This window comes from Pseudomonas sp. B14-6, from assembly GCF_013260315.1.
Taxonomy (GTDB): domain Bacteria; phylum Pseudomonadota; class Gammaproteobacteria; order Pseudomonadales; family Pseudomonadaceae; genus Aquipseudomonas; species Aquipseudomonas mandelii.
In genome coordinates, this window is the sequence record NZ_CP053929.1 from 2,973,935 (window position 1) to 2,995,706 (window position 21,772).

Annotated in this window: 14 protein-coding genes; 9 read left to right on the plus strand and 5 right to left on the minus strand. The window is 60.5% G+C overall.

The window, feature by feature from the left end; all coding sequences use genetic code 11:
- Positions 1–18 precede the first annotated feature (18 nt).
- Positions 19–402 carry a DUF6124 family protein gene (locus HP062_RS13585; protein ID WP_172791532.1) on the plus strand — a complete coding sequence of 128 codons (384 nt, stop codon included), beginning with the start codon at positions 19–21 and terminating at the stop codon, positions 400–402.
- A gap of 147 nt (positions 403–549) precedes the next feature.
- Here the strand turns inward: HP062_RS13585 and HP062_RS13590 are convergent, their stop codons facing one another.
- Both HP062_RS13590 and HP062_RS13595 read right to left on the minus strand, forming a co-directional pair.
- Positions 550–909, minus strand: a complete 360-nt coding sequence (locus tag HP062_RS13590) for a PilZ domain-containing protein (RefSeq protein ID WP_010457554.1) — start codon at positions 907–909, stop codon at positions 550–552.
- A gap of 245 nt (positions 910–1,154) precedes the next feature.
- Entirely contained in the window at positions 1,155–1,532 is a 378-nt protein-coding gene (locus HP062_RS13595; RefSeq protein ID WP_010457555.1) for a tol-pal system YbgF family protein, read from the minus strand.
- A gap of 157 nt (positions 1,533–1,689) precedes the next feature.
- On the opposite strand from HP062_RS13595, the gene pyk reads away from it, so the two are divergent.
- Positions 1,690–3,141, plus strand: a complete 1,452-nt coding sequence (gene pyk / locus HP062_RS13600; protein ID WP_154501472.1) for a pyruvate kinase — start codon at positions 1,690–1,692, stop codon at positions 3,139–3,141.
- A gap of 91 nt (positions 3,142–3,232) precedes the next feature.
- On the opposite strand, the gene HP062_RS13605 is transcribed toward pyk, so the two are convergent.
- The 3 genes from HP062_RS13605 to HP062_RS13615 are packed head-to-tail and all read right to left on the minus strand — an operon-like array spanning position 3,233 to position 6,048.
- On the minus strand, positions 3,233–3,982 hold the full coding sequence (locus tag HP062_RS13605; RefSeq protein ID WP_172791533.1) for an enoyl-CoA hydratase-related protein: 750 nt from the start codon (positions 3,980–3,982) through the stop codon (positions 3,233–3,235).
- A gap of 31 nt (positions 3,983–4,013) precedes the next feature.
- On the minus strand, positions 4,014–4,949 hold the full coding sequence (locus tag HP062_RS13610) for an iron-sulfur-binding ferredoxin reductase (RefSeq protein WP_102594723.1): 936 nt from the start codon (positions 4,947–4,949) through the stop codon (positions 4,014–4,016).
- Positions 4,942–6,048 carry a diguanylate cyclase gene (locus HP062_RS13615; protein WP_010457559.1) on the minus strand — a complete coding sequence of 369 codons (1,107 nt, stop codon included), beginning with the start codon at positions 6,046–6,048 and terminating at the stop codon, positions 4,942–4,944. Before HP062_RS13615 ends, HP062_RS13610 begins: the two co-directional genes overlap by 8 nt.
- A 570-nt stretch (positions 6,049–6,618) precedes the next feature.
- On the opposite strand from HP062_RS13615, the gene HP062_RS13620 reads away from it, so the two are divergent.
- The 7 genes from HP062_RS13620 (at position 6,619) to HP062_RS13645 (ending at position 21,705) form a co-directional block, all read left to right on the plus strand.
- Positions 6,619–8,142, plus strand: a complete 1,524-nt coding sequence (locus tag HP062_RS13620) for a fumarate hydratase (protein ID WP_010457560.1) — start codon at positions 6,619–6,621, stop codon at positions 8,140–8,142.
- Positions 8,143–8,379: 237 nt separating this feature from the next.
- Positions 8,380–12,891, plus strand: a complete 4,512-nt coding sequence (locus tag HP062_RS13625) for a SpvB/TcaC N-terminal domain-containing protein (RefSeq protein WP_172791534.1) — start codon at positions 8,380–8,382, stop codon at positions 12,889–12,891.
- Between the two features lie 53 nt (positions 12,892–12,944).
- Positions 12,945–14,510 (plus strand): hypothetical protein, encoded by a 1,566-nt coding sequence (locus tag HP062_RS31085; protein ID WP_256666166.1) that lies wholly within the window; start codon positions 12,945–12,947, stop codon positions 14,508–14,510.
- Positions 14,483–15,643 (plus strand): RHS repeat-associated core domain-containing protein, encoded by a 1,161-nt coding sequence (locus tag HP062_RS31090; RefSeq protein WP_256666167.1) that lies wholly within the window; start codon positions 14,483–14,485, stop codon positions 15,641–15,643. Before HP062_RS31085 ends, HP062_RS31090 begins: the two co-directional genes overlap by 28 nt.
- 57 nt (positions 15,644–15,700) lie before the next feature.
- Positions 15,701–18,541, plus strand: coding sequence for an RHS repeat-associated core domain-containing protein (locus tag HP062_RS13635; RefSeq protein ID WP_172791535.1), 2,841 nt, complete (start codon positions 15,701–15,703; stop codon positions 18,539–18,541).
- Positions 18,542–18,619: 78 nt separating this feature from the next.
- The gene (locus HP062_RS13640) at positions 18,620–20,386 is read left to right on the plus strand and encodes an ATP-binding protein (protein ID WP_172791536.1); all 1,767 of its coding nucleotides are present in this window, start codon (positions 18,620–18,622) and stop codon (positions 20,384–20,386) included.
- A complete protein-coding gene (locus HP062_RS13645; protein WP_172791537.1) occupies positions 20,380–21,705 on the plus strand; it encodes a sigma-54 dependent transcriptional regulator in 1,326 nt (441 codons plus the stop codon). Before HP062_RS13640 ends, HP062_RS13645 begins: the two co-directional genes overlap by 7 nt.
- Positions 21,706–21,772: the final 67 nt, after the last annotated feature.

The following is a 21,772-nucleotide window of genomic DNA, read 5'->3' on the forward strand; positions in this document are numbered from 1 at the left end:
CAATAAGGAGTTAACCCCATGTCGAAGGCTACACCTGCCCCTTCCGAGCCTACGTGCTCAGCCTATGCCACTTTCGATCCAAAAAAACTTCATACCGCCGCCCAAAAAGCGCTGAACCACCATCTCGCTCAAAAAAAAACCAAATCGTGCTTTGCTAACGAACGCACCACCGAGGAACGCGCCATGAAGATGTTCACCGTTGTCCCTGATGCCAACCCCGAAGCCTTGACCATCGAGACCTACGAAACATTCTCGACGGTCAGCATTCTGCTACTCGACCTGGCGGAAAGTCTGGAGGACAAGCCGCGGCATCTGGCGATGGCGATTTACCGGATGAGTGAGTTGGGGTTGATGCTGGTGGAGCGGTCGCTGGATAACGAAAAGGCGATCAAGACGACCTGAGCTTGATTATCAGGCGCCTGAGCTGACGTCATCGCGAGCAGGCTCGCTCCTACAGAGGATTTTCGGGGACCACAATATGTGTGGACAGCCGATACCCCTGTGGGAGCGAGTCTGCTCGCGATGGCCATTGCTGATGCATCACAACACTCAGGCAGACGCCGGCATCGGCTGAAAACTGAAGTACTGCGTCAACGCCTCCACCAATTGCCCATACTCCGGCGGTGCCCGTTGCAGGCTGAACCCGGCGTCGTAATGGTGGGGGGTTTCGTCTTCGTGGCACCACAAACAACAGGCCGTCAGGTCAATGACCTGTTGGCAACCGTCGCTGGCGGGGATTTTCAAACGCAGGTCAAAGTCGACGCCCACCATCATGGGCAACTGGCTGATGAGCATCAGCCCGTCGGCGGACACGTTGCCCAAAAAGCCGATGGGTTTGTCGGTGACGCTGTTGAATACTTTCAGAAAATACGGCAGTTGATGCCGCTCGATCCGGCGGTCGGTAAACATGCGCAGTTGGCCCAGCAAGGCCCTTAAGCAGGGCCGCACTAATGCTTCGGAACGTGCCGTTTTTGCTTTTGTTGAAAAAGCCTGGCGCGCTCTCCCCGCTCCCGGTGCGTCAGTCCATGAATCCGCTGACGCTTACGGCTGCCGGTCACAGGTATGACCTCGGTCTAGAGACATGGCTCTAAAACCGATCCATTCGACTATAGCTCACCACCGCCGGGCGGCCAGCCTTTGCACGACAACGGCAATCAGAACCGCGTCGGGCGCACGGCGGCCGCGGCGCTGCGAGTCGGGTAATGTCCCAGGCTCTGCAAGGTTTCCAGACGGGCGCGGGCGCGGTAGGCGTATTCGCTTTGCGGGTAGGACGCCATGATGAACTGATAAGTCTGCGCCGCATCGATGAACAGCTTCTGCCGTTCCAGGCACTGGCCACGCATCATCGACACTTCCGGCCACACATAAGGCCGCGCACGGCTGGAGCGTTCGACTTTGGACAATTCGAGCATCACCTGCTCGCAATTGCCGCGATCGTAAGCGCTGTAGGCATTATTCAAATGATGGTTCATGGACCAACGGGCGCAACCCGTCACACTGAGGGCAAGGGCGGCAATGAGCACGAATCGCATGGGGGATCTCCTGTCTTGAGCTCTGTATCGACCCGTGAGCAGAAATCTTCAGGAATGTTCGGTTAAAGAAACAAACGAAAAAGTAGTGCAAACGAACAATGACTACACCCGCTGACCATAGTAGCCTCACTCAGCGCTTGAACTCAGGAGTCTTTGCATGTCCGTCCGTCGTACCAAAATCGTCGCTACCCTTGGCCCGGCCAGTAACTCGCCGGAAGTTCTCGAACAGCTGATTCTGGCTGGCCTGGACGTCGCCCGCCTGAACTTCTCCCACGGCACCCCCGACGAGCACAAGGCTCGCGCGAAGCTGGTGCGTGACCTCGCGGCCAAGCACGGTCGTTTCGTGGCCCTGCTGGGTGACCTGCAAGGCCCGAAAATCCGGATCGCCAAATTCGCCAACAAGAAGATCGAGCTGAAGATCGGTGATCAATTCACCTTCTCCACCAGCCATCCTCTGACCGAAGGCAACCAGCAAGTGGTCGGCATCGACTACCCGGATCTGGTCAAGGATTGCGGCGTGGGCGACGAGCTGCTGCTCGACGACGGCCGCGTGGTGATGCGCGTCGATACCGCCACCGCCACCGAACTGAACTGCACCGTACTGATCGGCGGCCCGCTGTCCGACCATAAAGGCATCAACCGTCGCGGCGGTGGCCTGACGGCGCCGGCCCTGACCGAGAAAGACAAGGCCGACATCAAGCTCGCCGCCGAAATGGAAGTCGACTACCTCGCCGTGTCCTTCCCGCGCGACGCCGCCGACATGGAATACGCCCGTCAACTGCGCGACGAGGCCGGCGGTACTGCCTGGCTGGTGGCGAAGATCGAACGCGCCGAAGCCGTGGCCGACGACGAAACCCTCGACGCGCTGATCCAGGCGTCCGACGCGGTCATGGTTGCCCGTGGTGATTTGGGTGTGGAAATCGGCGACGCCGAGCTGGTGGGCATTCAGAAGAAAATCATTCTGCACGCACGCCGCCACAACAAGGCTGTGATCGTGGCGACCCAGATGATGGAGTCGATGATCCAGAACCCGATGCCGACCCGCGCCGAAGTGTCCGACGTAGCCAACGCCGTGCTCGACTACACCGACGCCGTGATGCTCTCGGCGGAAAGTGCTGCCGGCCTGTACCCGCTGGAAGCCGTGCAAGCGATGGCGCGCATCTGCATCGGCGCGGAAAAGCATCCGACCAGCAAGACCTCCAGCCACCGCATCGGCAAAGTGTTCGAAAGCTGCGACCAGTCCATCGCCCTGGCGGCCATGTACACCGCCAACCACTTCCCGGGCGTGAAGGCGATCATCGCCCTGACCGAAAGTGGCTACACGCCGTTGATCATGTCGCGCATCCGTTCTTCGGTGCCGATCTACGCGTTCTCCCCGCACCGCGAAACCCAGGCCCGCGCGGCGATGTTCCGTGGCGTCTACACCGTTCCGTTCGACCCGGCATCGCTGCCGCCTGAGCAAGTCAGCCAGGCCGCGATCGACGAGTTGCTCAAGCGCGGCGTTGTCGAGAAAGGCGACTGGGTCATCCTGACCAAGGGCGACAGCTACCACACCATCGGCGGCACCAACGGGATGAAAATCCTGCACGTTGGCGATCCGATGGTCTGAGTGATCGGCTGCTGAAAAGCAAAAGCCCCGCCATGTGAATGGCGGGGCTTTTTGTTGATCGCTCCCACGATCTGCGTGGGAACGATCGATGTCAGTGTCGGCTGATAAAAGCCGACAATGCCGCCAACGCTTCCGGCGAACGCAACCTTTGGGTGAACAACGCGCCCTCTTCTTCGATCACTGTGCGCAGCTGCTCCCGGTCCGGCGCTTTCATCAATTGCTTGCTGATCCGCACCGCTTCCGGTGGCAATGACTCAAACCGCAACGCCATCTCCCGCGCCTTGGCCAACGCCGCTTCGCCACTGCCCAACGCTTCGGTGGCAATGCCCCACGCCGCAGCCTGCTCACCGCTAAACCCTTCACCCAACAGCAACAGCTCCGCTGCTTTGGCATGCCCGAGCAATCGCGGCAGGATCAGGCTCGAACCAAACTCCGGGCACAACCCGAGGTTCACGAACGGCATGCGCAACCGCGCATCACGGCTGACATACACCAGATCGCAATGCAGCAACAGCGTCGTGCCGATCCCCACCGCCGCGCCCGCCACGGCGGCGATCACCGGTTTGCGGCATTCCAGCAAGTTGAGCATGAAGTGGAACACCGGGCTGTCGAGGTTGCTCGGCGGTTGCTGGATGAAATCGGCGATGTCGTTGCCGGCAGTGAAGCACTCGGCGCTGCCGGTGATCAGCACGGCGTTGATGTCGGGGTCGATGTCGGCCTGTTTCAGCGCGTCGGCCAAGTGGCTGTACATGGCGCGGGTCAGGGCGTTTTTCTTGTCGGGGCGGTTCAGGCGCAGGGTCAGCAGGCCGCGTTCGCGTTCAAGCTGGATGGCATCGGTCATGGCGAGTCTCGCGTCGTTAAACGATCAGCGCTCAACCACGGGGAACAAAGACATCCGCCAGCAGTTGGTTGCGCGGCAGTCCGGCCAGGTACAAACGCCGGGCAAAGGCGTCGACACTGTCGGGGGCTCCGCAGACTAAGGCCAGGGTTTGCCGGGAAACAAGCCGCAGTTGCGCCAACGCTTGCGGCAACTCGGCCGGGGTCCAGCATTCAATGCTGAGGTTTTCACGCACATCGGCCATGGCTTGCAGGGGCTTGGCCAGGTAATGCTCGCTGGCGTCATGGGCGAGGTGAATGACGCGGATGGCGCCTTGGTGATCCTGACGCAACGCTTCGCGCAACACACCGAACAACGGCCCCAGTCCCGTACCGGCCGCCATCAGCCACAGTGGTCGAGTGCTCCAGTCCGGGTCATATTGCAACGCTCCGCCACGCAGTTCGCCGAGGCGGATCGGGTCGCCGATTTTCAGCTGACGGGCCGCGTCGCTGAATTCACCCCGCTGTCGACAATCGAGGTGGAACTCCAAAAAGCGGTCCTCTTCCGGCAGACTCGCCAAGGAGTAGGGCCGTGCCACGTTGCCCGCCCACAACACCAGATGCTGCCCGGCGCTGTAGCGTAACGGTCGCTCGGTGGTCAGGCGCAACCGCAATACGCTGGCGCTCAACCAATCAACGGCGACGACTTGCGCGGGGCGGCCGTCGACGTGTGGATCGAAGGCATGCACCTGCAAGTCCTCGACCACCTGGCACTGACACGCCAGACGCCAACCTTGCTGACGCTGTTCAGCGCTCAAGGCATCGGGACGGCTGTCGCTGGGCAAGCCTTGAACGCATTGCACCAGGCACGCATGGCAACTGCCGGCGCGACAACTGTAGGGCACGGCCACGCCGTTCTGATTCAGGGCATCGAGCAGGTTGCTGCCCGGGGCCACGGACCAATGGCGCTCGCCGACGCGCAACTCAGGCATCGACGTTCTCCCATGCCGCCGCGCAGCGATTGCGCCCGTCACGCTTGGCGCGGTAAAGCGCCTGGTCGGCGCGCTGCAAGGCGTCGTCGAGATCATCGCCCAACTCCAGCAACGTCATGCCGGCGGACAAACTGAGGTGGGCGACGTTGAGTCCGATCAACTCGACATCGGTAAAGGCGATGCGCAGCCGCTCGCAACAAGAGGTCAGGCGTTCGGCGTTGCAGTCGGGCAGCAACACCACGAACTCCTCGCCACCATAACGGGCCAGCACATCGCCCTCTCGCAGGCAGGCGGTGGCCACGCCGGCAAAGGCTTGCAGCACCTGATCGCCAGCAGCGTGGCCATGAACGTCATTGATGCGTTTGAAGTGGTCGAGGTCGATCAACGCCAGGCCATGCACCACGCCCGCCTCCATCGCGTTCAGCTCGCGAGAAGCCAGGCGCAGGAAATGCCGGCGGTTGAACAGCCCGGTCAGTTCGTCGGTGGCGACCAGGTCTTCGAGCTGGCGCATCATCCCGCGCAGGGTGTCCTGGTGCGCCTGCAAGGCAAACCGTCGTTGGCGCATACGTTGACGCGAGGCCTGGACGTAACGGGCATAAAGCTCCAGCCACACCAACACGATAAACAGCACGCACACCTGCAACGCGGCCAGCGCCGGGTCGTGCAACTGGAAGTGGTAGCCCTCCCATAGCGTGATCGCACTGAAACTGAAAAACACCAACAGGGCACAGCGCACAAACGCACGGCGCGAAAGATGGAACAGCCCGAACAACATGATCAGCAGGTAGAACACCAGGAACGCGCCGCGCGCCTCATCCAGATTGGCAACCAGCCATGTCTGCCACCCCAGGCCCATCAATACTTGTGCTTCGGTCAGGCTCGGGTCGGAAAAGCGCAGGTTGCAGCCGCTGTAAAACACCGCGAACAACGTCCCCTGGGTGATCACCACCAGCGCGCTGCCGATGGCCACGCTGGTCAGCGGCTCATCGTAATGCCCGGTGAAAAACGCCATCCACAGCAATACCAAAGCCAGGGCGTAGGTGCCGGCTGCGAGGGCGAAGCGTTTGAGCAAAAGCCGTTGGATGGCGTTATGGGTCAATCGTTGACTCACCGTGCGAAAGGAGGCTGATCGAGTGTCCTACTCTACAGACCGAATGCCACTTTAGTGGGGTGTCTGATAAATGACCATTCAATTTTCGGGGCAGAAAACTGGCGTCAAAAGCATGTCCCTGAATGACACAAAACCTGCGGTGAGGGAGCTTGCCTGTGGCGAGGGGATTTATCCCCGTTCGACTGCGAAGCAATCGCCCATCCGACACACGGGGTATACCTGTCTCACCGAGGTGTAGCTATCGGGGGCGGCTTCGCCACCCAACGGGGCGGGGCGACGTTTCGCTAAATCCCCACACCGCAGATAAATCCGCCTGCCGCAAGATTGACTTTCGGCGGGTGTGCCCGGAACCGAGGCGCGGTATACTGCCGCGCCTTTTTAGCGTCGCGCCAGCAGCCCCGGCGTGCCCTGACTCTTCGAGCCAGCTTCAAGTTGCAAGCTCCAAGCAGCAAGCTCAAAGCAGTACACACACTGCTCTTACTTGCCGCTTGTAGCTCAAAGCTTGAAGCTGGCTCGAAGAGCTATTGAATGTTCCCGTCTTTTAGAGGAGCGCGACTCATGACCGTGATCAAGCAAGACGACCTGATTCAGAGCGTTGCCGACGCCCTGCAGTTCATTTCCTATTACCACCCCGTTGACTTCATCCAGGCGATGCACGAGGCCTACCTGCGCGAAGAATCGCCGGCAGCTCGTGATTCGATGGCGCAAATCCTGATCAACTCGCGCATGTGTGCCACCGGCCACCGCCCGATCTGCCAGGACACCGGCATCGTCACCGTCTTCGTCCGCGTGGGCATGGACGTGCGTTGGGATGGCGCCACCATGGGCCTGGACGACATGATCAACGAAGGCGTGCGCCGGGCTTACAACCTGCCGGAAAACGTCCTGCGTGCCTCGATCCTCGCCGACCCGGCGGGCGCTCGTAAAAACACCAAGGACAACACCCCGGCCGTTATCCACTACTCCATCGTTCCGGGTAACACCGTGGAAGTGGACGTGGCAGCCAAGGGCGGCGGCTCCGAGAACAAGTCGAAAATGGCCATGCTCAACCCGTCCGACTCGATCGTCGACTGGGTATTGAAGACCGTTCCGGAAATGGGCGCCGGCTGGTGCCCACCGGGCATGCTCGGCATCGGCATCGGCGGCACCGCCGAGAAAGCCGCCGTGATGGCCAAGGAAGTGTTGATGGAATCCATCGACATTCACGAGCTGAAAAAGCGCGGCCCGTCCAATCGCATCGAAGAGATGCGCCTGGAACTGTTCGAGAAGGTCAACCAACTGGGCATCGGCGCCCAGGGCCTCGGTGGCCTGACCACCGTACTCGACGTGAAGATCATGGATTACCCGACCCACGCCGCTTCGCTGCCGGTGTGCATGATCCCGAACTGCGCCGCCACCCGTCACGCGCACTTCGTATTGGATGGCTCCGGCCCGGCGACCCTGGAAGCGCCACCGCTGGACGCCTACCCGGAAATCGTCTGGGAAGCCGGCCCGTCGGCCCGTCGCGTCAACCTCGACACCCTGACCCCGGAAGACGTGCAGAGCTGGAAGCCGGGCGAAACCGTCCTGCTCAACGGCAAGATGCTCACCGGTCGCGACGCCGCGCACAAGCGCATGGTCGAGATGCTGAACAAAGGTGAAACCCTGCCGGTCGATCTGAAAGGTCGCTTCATCTACTACGTCGGCCCGGTTGATCCGGTGCGCGAAGAAGTGGTGGGCCCTGCCGGTCCGACCACCGCCACGCGGATGGACAAGTTCACCCGTCAGATCCTCGAGCAAACCGGCCTGCTGGGCATGATCGGCAAATCCGAGCGCGGCCCGACCGCGATCGAAGCGATCAAGGACCACAAAGCCGTTTACCTGATGGCAGTGGGCGGCGCAGCTTACCTGGTGGCGCAAGCGATCAAGAAATCCCGTGTCGTGGCATTCGCCGAACTGGGCATGGAAGCGATCTACGAGTTCGACGTCAAAGACATGCCGGTGACTGTTGCAGTAGACAGCAAGGGCGAGTCGGTACACATCACCGGTCCTGCCATCTGGCAGAAAAAGATCAGTGAAAGCCTGGCGGTCGAAGTGCAATAAGCACTGCGACTTTGCCAAAACGGCCGGCTCGTCTGAATGGACGACCCGGCCGTTTTTTTTGCTTGCGAATAATGCCGATGGCATTAAAAGCGATCCGCTTACAGCTATTTGATCTAGAACCCCCTCCTGATCTGTCAGATCTGACAGGTTACGCAAGACTCCCATCTTGTTAGCGTCTGATCCATCAAGCGACACCGTTGCCACGGGCGAACGCCAGGCCAAAACAGGATCAGCCCCATGGAAGACCAAGCGTCCCTGAATATCGTCGCACCCGCGATTGCCAAGAGCACTTCGATCGCCAGCATCGGTAATGATTGGGCTAAAGTCGGTTGGACGGGAGGCGCGTCTTTCGCGCTGTCGCTGCCGATTTCAGCGGGACGCGGCTGCGACCCCCAACTCTCGTTGAGTTACAGCAGCCAGTCGGCGAACGGACCGTTCGGCATCGGCTGGCAGTTGAACCTCGGCGCCATCACTCGCCAGACCAGTAAAGGTGTGCCGCGCTATACCGGCGATGATGTGTTCATCAGCCCTCTGGGTGAGCAGTTGATGGCCGAGCGCAACGCCAGCGGTGAGATCGAGGAACGTGAAGTCTCTGAATACCGTGGCCTGTCTGTCGGCAAGCACGCTGTGCTGCGCTATCGGCCACGGGTCGAAAGCACGTTCGATTTGATCGAATTCTGGTATTCCGATTCGAACCCGGAAGGGTTCTGGCTGGTGCACGGAGCTGATGGCAGCCTGCACCTGTTCGGTAAGATCGAAAGTACGCGCAAGGCAGACCCGCTGGACTCGAAGCGAATTGTTGCCTGGTTGTTGCAGGAGAGCATGAATGCCTGGGGCGAGCATATCCGCTACGAATACCTGAAAGACCAGGCCCCTGGAGAAGAAACCGTCCCGCATGACTACCGCGCACAACGCTACGTCCATCGCGCGTTGTATGGCAACGTTGCCGCGTATGACCAGTTGTACGGCTGGGACTTGCCGCAGACACCGACGCCTGCATGGCATTTCCACTTGGTGTTCGACTACGGCGAGCGCACCCGGGAGCTGACTGAAAAACCGGTGTATGACGGCCCGACGCTCGAGCCCTGGCTGACTCGTGAAGACCCCTTTTCGTCCTATCGACAGGGCTTTGAAGTGGGCACTCGCCGCCTTTGCCAGCAAGTGCTGATGTTTCACAGTTTTCCGGAATTGGGCAGCGAACCCGTGCTGGTCCGGCGCTTGCTGCTGGAGTACGCGGCCAACACAACCCCCTGGTCTTACAGCCAGATCGCGGCGGCGCATTATCAGGCGTATGACGCCGACGGCACCGTGGAAAACATGCCCCCGGTGGAGTTCGACTATTCGGCGTTTGAACTCAATAAAGAGCCGGTTGCCTTCTTCCCGTTCGAGAACATGCCGGGCCTTGAAGACAGCGGACTCTATCAATGCGTCGACCTGTTCGGCGAAGGCCTGCCGGGCTTTCTGTGTCGCCATGACCAATGCTGGTACTACCGCGAGCCCTTGCGTGCCACCACGGGCCCTGACCACATTGACTACGGCCCGTGGACAGCGCTGACGAAAATCCCGGTGGCCGACCGCAATAGACCTGCGCATCAAGCCCTGATGGACATGACCGGCGACGGGCGTCTGGACTGGATTGTCGCCCAACCCGGCATGTGTGGTTTTTACACGCTGAACCCGGATCGGAGCTGGTCAACCTTCATCCCCTTTTCGGCCTTCCCGGTGGAGTTTTTCAACACCCTTTCGCAGCTGTGCGATTTGACCGGCGACGGGCTCAGCTCGCTGGCGCTGATCGGCCCCAACGCCGTGCGCTTCTACGCCAATCAGCGTGAAGACGGTTTTGCCAGGGCCGAAGATGTCCTGCATGACCCCGACCGTTTGCCCATCTTCAGCAACTCAAGCAGCGAACTGGTGCTGTTGGGCAATCTGCTGGGCAGCGACATGACCGAGTTGTGCCGCATTCGGCACAACGAAATCAAATGCTGGCCAAATCTGGGGCACGGACAATTCGGCAGCGGTTTTGTCATCAGCGGCCCGAGTTTCGAGTACGCCGCGTTCGATGCCGCGCGGGTGCGAATCGCCGATCTGAATGGCTCCGGTGCCCCGGCGCTCATTTATCTGAATTCCGCTGGCTTTGACATTTACCTCAACCACGGCGGCAATGGTTTTGCACAAACGCCCATCACGGTCCCCTGGCCCGAGGGCGTGCGTTACGACAACCTGTGTCAGGTCACTTTCGCCGACCTGCAAGGGCTCGGCTGCGCCAGCCTGATCCTGACCGTGCCGCACATGAAGCCCCGACACTGGCGCTACGACTTTGTCGGCGCCAAGCCGTACTTGATGATCGCCAGCAACAACAACATGGGGTGCAGCACGCAGGTGGTGCATCGAAGTTCTGCGCAGTTCTGGCTGGACGAAAAACAGCAGCTTCTCCAGCTTGAGCGCCCTCCCGTCTGTTACCTGCCTTTTGCTGTGCAGGTCGTGAGTCAACAAACCCAGCGGGATGAAATCACCGGTAATTGCCTGAATCAGTTTTTCCGGTATTTCGAGGCCTGGTATGACCATCAGGACCGGGAGTTCCGTGGCTTCGGAAGGCTGGACCAAACCGACAGCGAAACCGGTTCGGATGAAGACGAAAGCTTCACCGCCCCGGCATTGGTCCGCACCTGGTTTCATACCGGCATGCAGATCAATATGCCTCGCGACGGTTATTTCAATCGAGATGATCAGGCACATCCGTTGGGCGACATGCTGTTTTGTCGATATCACCCGGGCGACGAGTACGAAGAAATCATTGCGCCCGGGGATGAAGTCACCGTTCACGAAATCGCCCGCAGCCTGTCGGGTGTCGTACTCAGGGTGGAAACCTTTGCGGCGACTGACCAGCTCCCGGAGACGCCTTTTCTGGCGGTCCAGAATCGATACATCGTCCGTAACGTGCGTGAGCGTGGCGACCACAACCCCGACACGGTGTTGATGACGTCGCTGCTGGAAGAAATCCACTATCACTATGAGCGTTTCGTCGAAGACCCCCTGTGCCGCCATGTCATCAACTTGAGCCGGGACGAGTTTGGGCTCACCACTCACAGCATCACGGTCAGCTACGCACGGCGCCTGACAGAGCAAGACGAACCGCCATTTACCGATATCGATGAACGGCAATGGTGGAAGGACGCCCATGATCCGGCGCAGCAGTCCTACTACTTGAGCGAAACCCGCGCCGGGTTTATTCACCAGGTCGATCCGCAAGGCTGGAGGCTCGGCCTGCCCTATCGGCAACGGGGCAACGCCTTGGTATTGCCCAAGAAGCCAGCCGCTGAAGGGCTTGATCCCGGCGTGATTTCTTATGAGCAGTTCCTTGAGTTGTTCGCCTCACCCGAATGGGCGGCCCGGCGGGAATTGACGTCGCAATCGGTGCAGCGCTACGTCTCTACAGCGAATGAAACATTGCCGGAGGGCACGGCCGGGTTCGAAGCCCTGGTGGGGCCGATGGAAATCGCACAACTGAACAAGGCAGCGCTGGCGGTCTACGGCGATGTGCCAGATCCGTCGTTCGATATCCGGGCAGAACTGGAGCGTATCGGTTATCTGTGCATGAAGCTGTTTCTGGGCACGGACGCAGAGGCCGACGAAGAAGAGGATCAACAGAGAAATCTTTGGTCCGCCCTCCACAACTTTGCCCGATATGCAGACCTCGATCACTTCTACAAGGTCGAGGGGGTCAACGAAACGCTAAGCCACGGCATCACCAAGGTTCAATACGACAGTTACTGCCTGCTGATCAACCGCTTCGAGCTGCCGGATGGCTGCACCACACTCGCCGAGCATGACTATCACGCGTTGACAACGTTGCGCACCACCGATGCCAACGACAACGTTGAAGAAGTCCTCAACGATCCGTCCGGTCCGCACACGGTCACCTTCTATGGAACAGAAAACGCTGTGCGTGCCGGCTTTGACGCCATCGCCGACTATGTCCGGCCCGTTGACGCCAGCCCGGTCACAGCCATCGAATCCCCCGAGGACGCGCTACAAAAAGCCGCCAGTACCTTTCGCAAAGACCTGCTCAGCTGGATGGGTCAGCTCACCCATCCCGTCGAGCAGACACCCGACTGGCTGGCTGAGGGGATCGCCAAAGGTTACGTGTTGCCAAGCCTGCACATCCGCGCCAGTGCGCGCCTGCTCCTGGGCCGCCTCAAGTCCCGGACAACGGCGGAGCAGGCGCTGTGGGACCTGCTGCTCAGCGTCCCGCGCATGCCGCTGCACAGCGTCGTCATTTCCGCTGACCGGTACCCGGATGATGACCAACCCGCGAACTTCCAGATCATCCTGTCGTTGATCGACGGTTTCGGACGCCCCCTGCAAACCCAGCAACGGGTTGAGCCCGGTGATGCCTATGTCGTGGAAAACGGCAAACTGGTGATCGAAGACGGCAAGCCCAAGGTGGCACACGCCGACCAGCGCTGGCGCATCAGCGCACGCGTTGAATACAACAACAAGGGACTGCCGGTACGCACCTATCGCCCCTATTTCGCCAACGCTTACGGCTACATTGATGACGATTGCTTCAAGGAATACGGCCATCACGATAAAAGTTTCTACGATGTGCTGGGTCGCCTGATCAAGGTCATCAACGCCAAGGACGATGTCGCCTACACCCTCCTCCACCCCTGGTACAAAACTGTCCTGGACTTTAATGACACCTACAGTGAGCCTGCTTCGAACGCGAGCAAGGTGGACATGCAATGAGCAACTCCGCCCACTGGAACACCGCCGCAATAGAGTCAAATGATGCGCGTGGATTGGCAGCGCGCCATATCGCCTACCTGCGCAAGACGCCAGAGGACGCGCTTGAACCGCTGATCACCCGGCAACGCCATGACGTTATCGGCCAACTGGTGGAGCAACGGGACCCGCGCCTGGCCGATGCGCTCAAGCCCAACCTGGCCACGGTTTATGGACTTGCCGGGCAACCCGTCATGGTCGACAGCGTTGATACCGGCTGGCGGATCAGCCTGCCGGGGCTGGCCGGAGAAATCCTCCAGCGCTGGGACGCACGCGGCAGCCATTGGCGCACCGTGTACGACGAGCAGTTGCGCCCCGTTGCCATCGATGAAAACGACCAACCGAACGTCGAAATCTTCAGCTATGCCGATGCCGGCGCCGATAAAGCCTTTAACCTCTGCGGCCAGTTGATCAGCCAGGTCGACCCCTCGGGCACCGTGGAATGGCTCAGCTTCGGCCTGCAGGGCCAAGCGCTGAATGACAGCCGGACGATCACCGGTGCCGGCACGTTCCCAAGCCACCGGACCTACAGCCCGCTCGGTGCGCTGCTGACCCAGACCGATGCCGGCGATCACCGGCAACGGATGGTTTACGACCGCGCCGGACAACTGCAACAGGTGCAGTTGCGGCTCACTCCCGCCGAGGCCTGGCAGTCTGTGCTGGAAGACGCGCGCTACAACGCCGCCGGCCAGATCATCGAGCAGCATGCCGGCAACAAGGTGCTCAGCACCTGGGCTTACGATGACGCCGATGGCCGTCTCACCACGTTGAAGGCGGGTGTGCCCGGACAGGGCCTGCTCCAGCATTTTCAGTACGCCTATGACCGTGTCGGTAACGTGCTGTGCATCGACGATCTCACCTTCAAACCGGTGTACTTCGCCAATCAGATCATCGACGGCCACCGCGGATTCATCTACGACACGCTAGAACGATTGATTTGCGCCAACGGCCGTGACGCCGCCCCGAGCACCGGCCTGCCTGGCCGCCCTTCGCCGACCGATCCCGACCACCTTCTCAACTACACACAGAAATACGAGTACGACGAAGGCAACAATCTGATCAAGCAGGTCCATGAACGTGCCGTGGGCAATTACACCCAACAGATGCGCATCGACCCGACCAGCAACCGCGGGGTGCGCTGGACACCGGGGACCCCGAGCCGGTGTTCGACACCGTGTTCGACGCCCACGGCAACCTACACGCCTCGGCCCCCGGAAGGCCCCTGGACTGGAACAGCCGCGATGAACTGGCCCGAGCGGTGCTGGTTGAACGTGACGACGGCCGCCACGATACCGAAGTCTTTCGCTACAGCCAGGGCGTGCGGGTGTTCAAGCGCCATGAATGGCAAGCCGCGACCTTCACCCACTTTCAACAAGTGCTGTACTTGCCAGGGCTGGAAATCCGCACCCGCGACAATGGCGAAACGCTGCACGTCATCACCGTGCCGGGGGGCCGTGGCAGCGTGCGTTGCCTGCATTGGGTCAGCAACAAACCGGACGGCATCGAACAGGATCAGTTGCGCTACACCCTCGACGACGAGTTGGGTTCATGCCTCATGGAACTGGACCAGGCCGCCCGGCTGATCAGCCACGAAGGCTATTACCCGTTCGGCGGCACGGCCTGGCTGGCGGCGGCGTCCCTGCTGGAAGTCGGCTACAAAACCATCCGTTATTCGGGCAAGGAAATGGATGAATGCGGGCTTTATTACTACGGCGCTCGATACTACGCGCCATGGTTGCAGCGTTGGGTGAGTGCCGATCCGGCGGGGGAAGTGGATGGGCTGAATCTCTACGGATTTGTAAGGAATAATCCGTTGCGCTATGTCGATAACGACGGCGAGGCAAGCGGCGAAGCGGTCATTCGCAACTATTCAAATTTCATTTCTGTTCTGGTCGCTTACGCCACTCAAACGCTCGAGCAAATCGACAACATAATCAATAAAACCAACATCGCCAAAGACCTGGCGAAAAACCTGGCTGGGGAATCGATAAATGCAGCCATCGGTTTTGCTGGCGGGTATTACGGGGCTGGAGAGGTCGGCATCGTGTTGCCGGACAAGCCACACATTGCATTCCTCACCAAGCAAAGCAAACCGCCTTTTTCAGAAGGTCTGACCGGTGGCAATCTGGGCGGTGAGCTGGCTGGCTCCGCGGGTGGGGCTATTTTGCCGACCTCCGGCCTGATCAGGCCTCTCATCCCGCAGACATCCACGATGTCCATCAAGGAAATTGATCGTCAAGTCGGCGTCCATGTGGCTGATGATTCGCATGACTGGCTGGGAACCGGGATCAGTATTGCCCTGAACAATGTCGTCGGCTCGGTGGTACCCGGGGTCGGCGCCATCCTCGCCATGGGGTCCAGGGTTCAGGAAGCTGAAGACATCAATAATCGACTGGACCCCGTCAAGATCCTCAAAATAGAGCGGATGCTGGATGAGTGGGAAAGCGTCGACAATGAACGCTTCGCCCAATTCGAAAAAGCGTTTGACGCCGCCGGTGTCGATACCCTCTACCCGCAGCGTACAACCCTCAATGTCAGTGGCTCGGCCCCTGAAGCCATACACCGTATCGATGTGCAACGCGCTCATCACAAGACACAAGATCTTATTCGCCGAAGCAAAGCGGGTATGGCGCGATACAGGGAAATGGGCACGACAGACAACCAATTCCTGGCAAGGCAAGCACGCACTGCGAGTCGTCACCATGCGCCGGCCTGAGCGACCAGCAACACGTTGCGCGCCGCCCTATGACATTGAAATCGGGAGCTGCTGCCCGTGAACACCGCTATCCATAGGGGCACCGCCAATCTTCAAGCCACTGATGCTAGAAGCCTGCCGATTCGCCAGGTGGCTTATCTGCGCAAGAACGCCGGTGACGTCGCGCAATCACTCATCTCGCGGGGCGTTCATAACCTCGCCGGCCACCTGATCGAGCAATGGGATCCGCGGCTCTCCATCCCGTCTTTAAGCAACGTCCATCGCCTCTCCGGCGACGCCATCCAGACTCACAGCGTGGACGCCGGCAAACGCTTGATCCTGCCGGGGCTGGCGGGCGAAGAACTCCGTCGCTGGGACGCACGCGGCAATCATTGGCGCACCCGGTACGACGATCAATTGCGCGCTGTTGCCATCGACGAAAACGACCAGGAGAATGTCGAAACCTTCACCTATGCCGACCCATCGGCCAATCCCGCCTTCAACTTGCGTGGTCAGATGATCAAGCAAGTCGATCAATCAGGCACACTCGAACCGGGAAGTTTCAGCCTCCAGGGATCGCCGCTGAGTGAAAGCCGAACGATTGCGGGTGCCGGCATTTTCAGTAGCAATCGGCGCTACAGCCCTCTGGGCGACCTGCTGATTCAAACCGACTCGGGAGGCCATCGGCAGCGCTTGCACTACGACATCGCCGGGCAGCTCAAGCAGGTTGTTCTGCAACTCAGCGCCGGCGAATCGCAAACCGTCCTGCAGGATGCGCAGTACAACGCCGCCGGCCAGATCACGATGCAAACGGCCGGTAATGGTGTGATCAGCCGATGGACCTATTGCCCGGCCGACGGGCGCCTCACCACTCTCAAGTCGGGGAAACCCGACGAAGCCTTGCAGCAAAATCTCCACTATTTCTACGATCGGATGGACAACATCCTGCGTATCGAAGACCACACCCTCGCCCCGGTGTACTTCGCCAACCAGCGCGTCGATGGCCATCGGGAGTTTATCTACGACTCGTTGTACCGAGTGACCTGCACCCGGGGTTTCGAGGGCGAAGTCCCTAATCTGGAGTCCGGTTTGCCGGAGCTGATCAAGCCGGTCGACCCCGGTCGCCGCTATGGCTACGTCGAAGACTTCACCTACGACGATGGCAACAATCTGATCGAACTGCGCCATCAGCGTGAGGGTAATAATTTCACCCTGCGCATGCGCATCGACCCTGAGAGCAACCGTGGCGTGCGCTGGAAAACAGGTGACCCGGAGCCGGATTTCAAGACCCTGTTTGACCCGCATGGCAATCAGTCATCTCTGCAAGACGGCGCGCAAGCCCTGATCTGGAACGCCTGGGATCAATTGGAGAAAGTGACCTTGCTCACCCACAGCAACGGCCTGGCGGATGATGGGGAAAGCTACCTCTACAGCCAGGGTGAAAGGGTTTGCAAACGCCACGTCACCCACACCCGGTCAATGACTCACAGCCGCGAGGTCCTTTACCTGCCAGGGCTGGACATTCACACCCGCGACGACGGTCGGGTGTTGCACGTCATTACCCTGCCACTGGCCTTCGGCAGCGTTCGATGCCTGCACTGGGCCAGCGGGGGGCCGGGAGATCTGGAACCTGATCAGCTGCGTTACAGCCTCGACGACCATCTGGGCTCCTGCACGCTGGAACTGGATCGCCATGGCGCCTTGATCAGTCTTGAGTTCTATTACGCGTTTGGCGGCACGGCGTGGTGGGCCGCCCGTTCAGAGGTGGAAGCCGATTACAAAACCATTCGGTACTCCGGCAAGGAAATGGATTGCAGCGGACTTTATTACTATGGCGCCCGGTATTACGCGCCGTGGTTGTGGCGCTGGATCAGTCCCGACCCGGCAGGCGATGTGGACGGGCTGAATCTGTATGCGATGGTGAACAACAACCCGATTGTCTTTACCGATTCCGATGGCCGTATGCGGGAAACCCCGGAGGAACGGGCCGTTAGAAAAACCAGGAGCGAGGAGAGACAAAGAGCGAGGGCCGCCCGATCCGCTTTGAATCAGGCGGCTTACAAACACACCCAGATTGTCAAACTCTCGGCACATAGAGCCCGGGACGCACAACGTCAGATTCTCAACCACGGTTCGGCGGCGGCCCTGGGTTCCTCTACCGCGATCAGAGTCGGGGCACATGTTGCAGGCCAGGTTTTTTCCTATGGGGTTGGAATCGGGATCGGAATCGGGACGGCGGCGTTAGGGGTCGCCGCGGGGCCGGTGGGCGTTGCAGCAGGTCTGGCGACAGGCATTGCGGCAAAAAAAGCGGTGAGTTTCGGTGTCGACTGGGCATCGGAGCGAGCAGGTCTGAGTACCTCGGTCAAACTGAAATCAGGGAAGCTGGACCCTCAGCGAATCATCAGCAAAGGTGAATACAAGACCATGGACCTGGTTCCCTATGCCAGCGGCAAACTCAAAGGCGTCGTGAAAGGCGTCATGGATATGAACAGAAAAGGCCTGTTAAAAGGCGGCAAGGAAGGTGGGAGCCTGGCCGTTTCCGTAGGTCTGAAAGTGGCGGGCGCGCCGATGGCCAGTGAAATGAGTGGCGGACTGTCGGTGCTCCTGGGGTTACCTGAGATCTTTCATGAGGTCATGGGGGCGGCAGGGGAACTGACGCCCGAGAAGATTGCAAAGCTGGACGCGAACATCAATGGTCTGATTGGCGTATTGCAAGACAGTATGAACAACGTTGCAGCAATGTTCGCAGCCCACGGCATCGAGGCGATCAATACATTCAGCTACATTCCGAGCAAATTTCACAAGGCGTCCGGCGATACGGTTGAGAGCCTGACCCGGATGACCGACAGCGCCATCAATGAACTGCGCAATACCCAGAAACTACTGCACGCGCAGCCGTCCAGAGTCGCCCCTCAATGAGCGGCCACTGTGGCAAAAGCCAGGAAACCGGGCGGCATGCTATGGTGCGCGCCCGTACCTCTTCCTGTTTCCTACCGCATGCTGCCGACTTCTCGCACGTTACGCCTGACGCTGTACACCTTGCTGATCGTTGCCGGTGCCGCACTGGCGGCCGGAATTGCCCTGCGTCACACCGAACGCCAAGCGCTGGTCGAGGACGCTGCGCGGGCCAATCAGCAACTGGCGCTCTACGCCAATTCCCTGCACACCCTGATTGATCGCTACCGCGCCCTGCCCGCCGTGCTGGCGCTGGACCCGGAGTTGCGCGCTGCGCTCAACGGTCAGGTCACGGCGGAACAACAGGACGCGTTGAACCGCAAACTGGAAAAAATCAACGGCGCCGCGCAGTCCTCGACCCTGGAACTGCTCGACCGCACCGGCCTCGCCGTGGCGGCCAGCAATTGGCGCTTGCCCAGCAGTTACGTCGGTCACAACTACGGTTTTCGCCCCTACTTCAGCCAGACCCGCACTCAGGGCACCGGGCGCTTTTACGCGGTGGGGGTGACCAGCGGCATTCCGGGCTATTTCCTGTCCAGCGCGGTCACCAGCGACAGCGGCGAGTTCCTCGGCGCGATGGTGGTGAAGCTTGAGTTTCCGGAACTGGAGCGCGAATGGCGTCAGGGCAGCGACACGCTGCTGGTCAGCGATGCACGCGGCATTATCTTCATCGCCAATCAGCCGGGCTGGCGCTACCGCTCGTTGAAACCCTTGAGCGACAGCGATCACGCCGAGCTCAAGGCCACCCGCCAATACGACAAACAACCGCTGACCCCACTGGACTATCAATCGCTGCAGCGCTTCGACGACAACAGCGATCTGGCGCGGGTCGTCGGTCCTGATGGCACGGCCAATTACCTCTGGGAATCACTGCCGCTGAGCACGGAAGGCTGGACCCTGCACCTGCTGCGCCGCCCGCACGTCGCCTTCGAAGACAGCCGCAATGCCGCACTCGCCGCTGCCGGGCTGTGGCTGGCGCTGGTGTTTCTGTTGCTGTTCCTCAACCAGCGCTGGCGCCTGGCGAAAATGCGCCAGCGCAGCCGTGAAGAACTCGAACAATTGGTCGAAGAGCGCACCCGCGACCTGCGCACCGCTCAGGACGGTCTGGTGCAATCGGCCAAACTCGCGGCCCTCGGCCAGATGTCCGCCGCCCTCGCCCATGAAATCAATCAGCCACTGACCGCCCAGCGCATGCAACTGGCCACCTTGCGTCTGCTGCTCGATCACGGTCGGGTCGACGATGCCTACAAGGCGTTGAAACCGGTGGACGACATGCTGACGCGCATGGCCGCCCTCACCGGCCACCTGAAAACCTTCGCCCGCAAAAGCCCCAGCGGCTTGCGCGAACGTCTGGACCTGGCGGCGGTGGTGGACCAATCGCTGCAATTGCTCGACGCGCGCCTGCGTGATGAGCAGGTCAGCACCGTGCTGCACCTGACGCGCCCGGCGTGGGGGCGCGGCGATGCGATCCGTCTGGAACAGGTGTTGATCAATCTGCTGCGCAATGCCTTGGACGCGATGCAGGACAAACCCTGCAAACGCCTGGAAATCCGCCTCGAAGCCGACGAGCAACTCTGGCGCCTGACCGTCACCGACAATGGCGGCGGCATCGCCGAAGAGCATCTGCCGAACGTGTTCGATCCGTTCTTCACCACCAAACCGGTGGGTGATGGCCTGGGTCTTGGCTTGGCGGTATCGTTTGCCATCGTGCACGAATCGGGCGGTCGCCTGAGCGCCGACAATCATGCCAACGGCGCCGTGTTCACCGTGACTTTACCCATCGACCTGGAGGCCCACAGTCCATGCTGAATTCCGTGATGGTGGTCGACGACGAAAGCAGCATTCGCAGCGCCGTCGAGCAATGGCTGAGCCTGTCGGGTTTCGAGGTGCAACTGTTCAGCCGCGCCGATGAGTGCCTGGCGCAATTGCCCACTCACTTTCCCGGGGTGATCCTCAGCGACGTGCGCATGCCCGGCATGACCGGCCTGGAGCTGCTGGCCGAAGTTCAGCGCCGCGATGTCGACTTGCCGGTGATTCTGCTGACCGGCCACGGCGATGTGCCGATGGCGGTCGACGCCATGCGCGATGGCGCCTACGACTTTCTGGAAAAACCCTTTAGCCCGGAAACCCTGCTGAGCAGCTTGCGCAGGGCGCTGGACAAGCGCCGGCTGGTGCTGGAAAACCGCGCCTTGCATGAGTTGGCGGACAACCGCGCCAAACTCGACGCGACGCTGCTGGGCGTGTCCCGTGGTTTGCAGACGTTGCGCCGACAGGTGCTGGATCTGGCGACGCTGCCGGTCAACGTATTGATTCGTGGTGAAACCGGCAGCGGCAAAGAGTTGGTCGCCCGCTGCCTGCACGACTTCGGGCCGCGCGCGGACAAACCGTTCGTGGCGCTCAATTGCGCGGCGATTCCCGAGCAGCTGTTCGAGGCGGAATTGTTCGGCCATGAGAGCGGCGCGTTCACCGGCGCCTCGGGTAAACGTATCGGCAAGCTTGAATACGCCGATGGCGGCACGCTGTTTCTCGATGAAATCGAAAGCATGCCCCTGGCCCAGCAGGTGAAATTGCTGCGGGTGTTGCAGGAGCAGAAGCTTGAGCGACTGGGCTCCAATCAGAGCATTCGCGTGGATCTGCGGATCATCGCCGCGACCAAGCCTGATCTGCTGGACGAGGCACGGGCCGGGCGTTTTCGCGAGGACCTGGCGTATCGCTTGAACGTCGCTGAGTTGCGCCTGCCGCCCTTGCGCGAGCGGCGTGAAGACATTCCGTTGTTGTTCGAATCGTTTGCGCAGAAGGCCGCCGAACGTTTGGGCCGCACGTTTCCACCGTTGAGCGGCCCGCAGTTGAGCCATCTGCTGAGCCACGACTGGCCGGGCAATGTGCGCGAACTGGCAAACGTGGCCGAACGTCAGGTGCTGGGGCTGGGCGAGCCGGAACCGGTCGGCATCGATCCCGGCCAGTCGCTGGCGGCGCAGGCCGAAGCGTTCGAAGCGCATTGCCTGCGCGCGGCGCTGACCCGGCACAAGGGCGACGTGAAAGCAGTACTTGAAGAACTGCAACTGCCGCGCCGGACCTTCAATGAAAAGATGCAGCGGCATGGGCTGAGTCGGGAGATGTTCTCGTAGTGCCTGAACGGCCCCCTTCGCGGGCAAGCCTCGCTCCTACAGGGTTTGCGTCGTTTGCAATATTGTC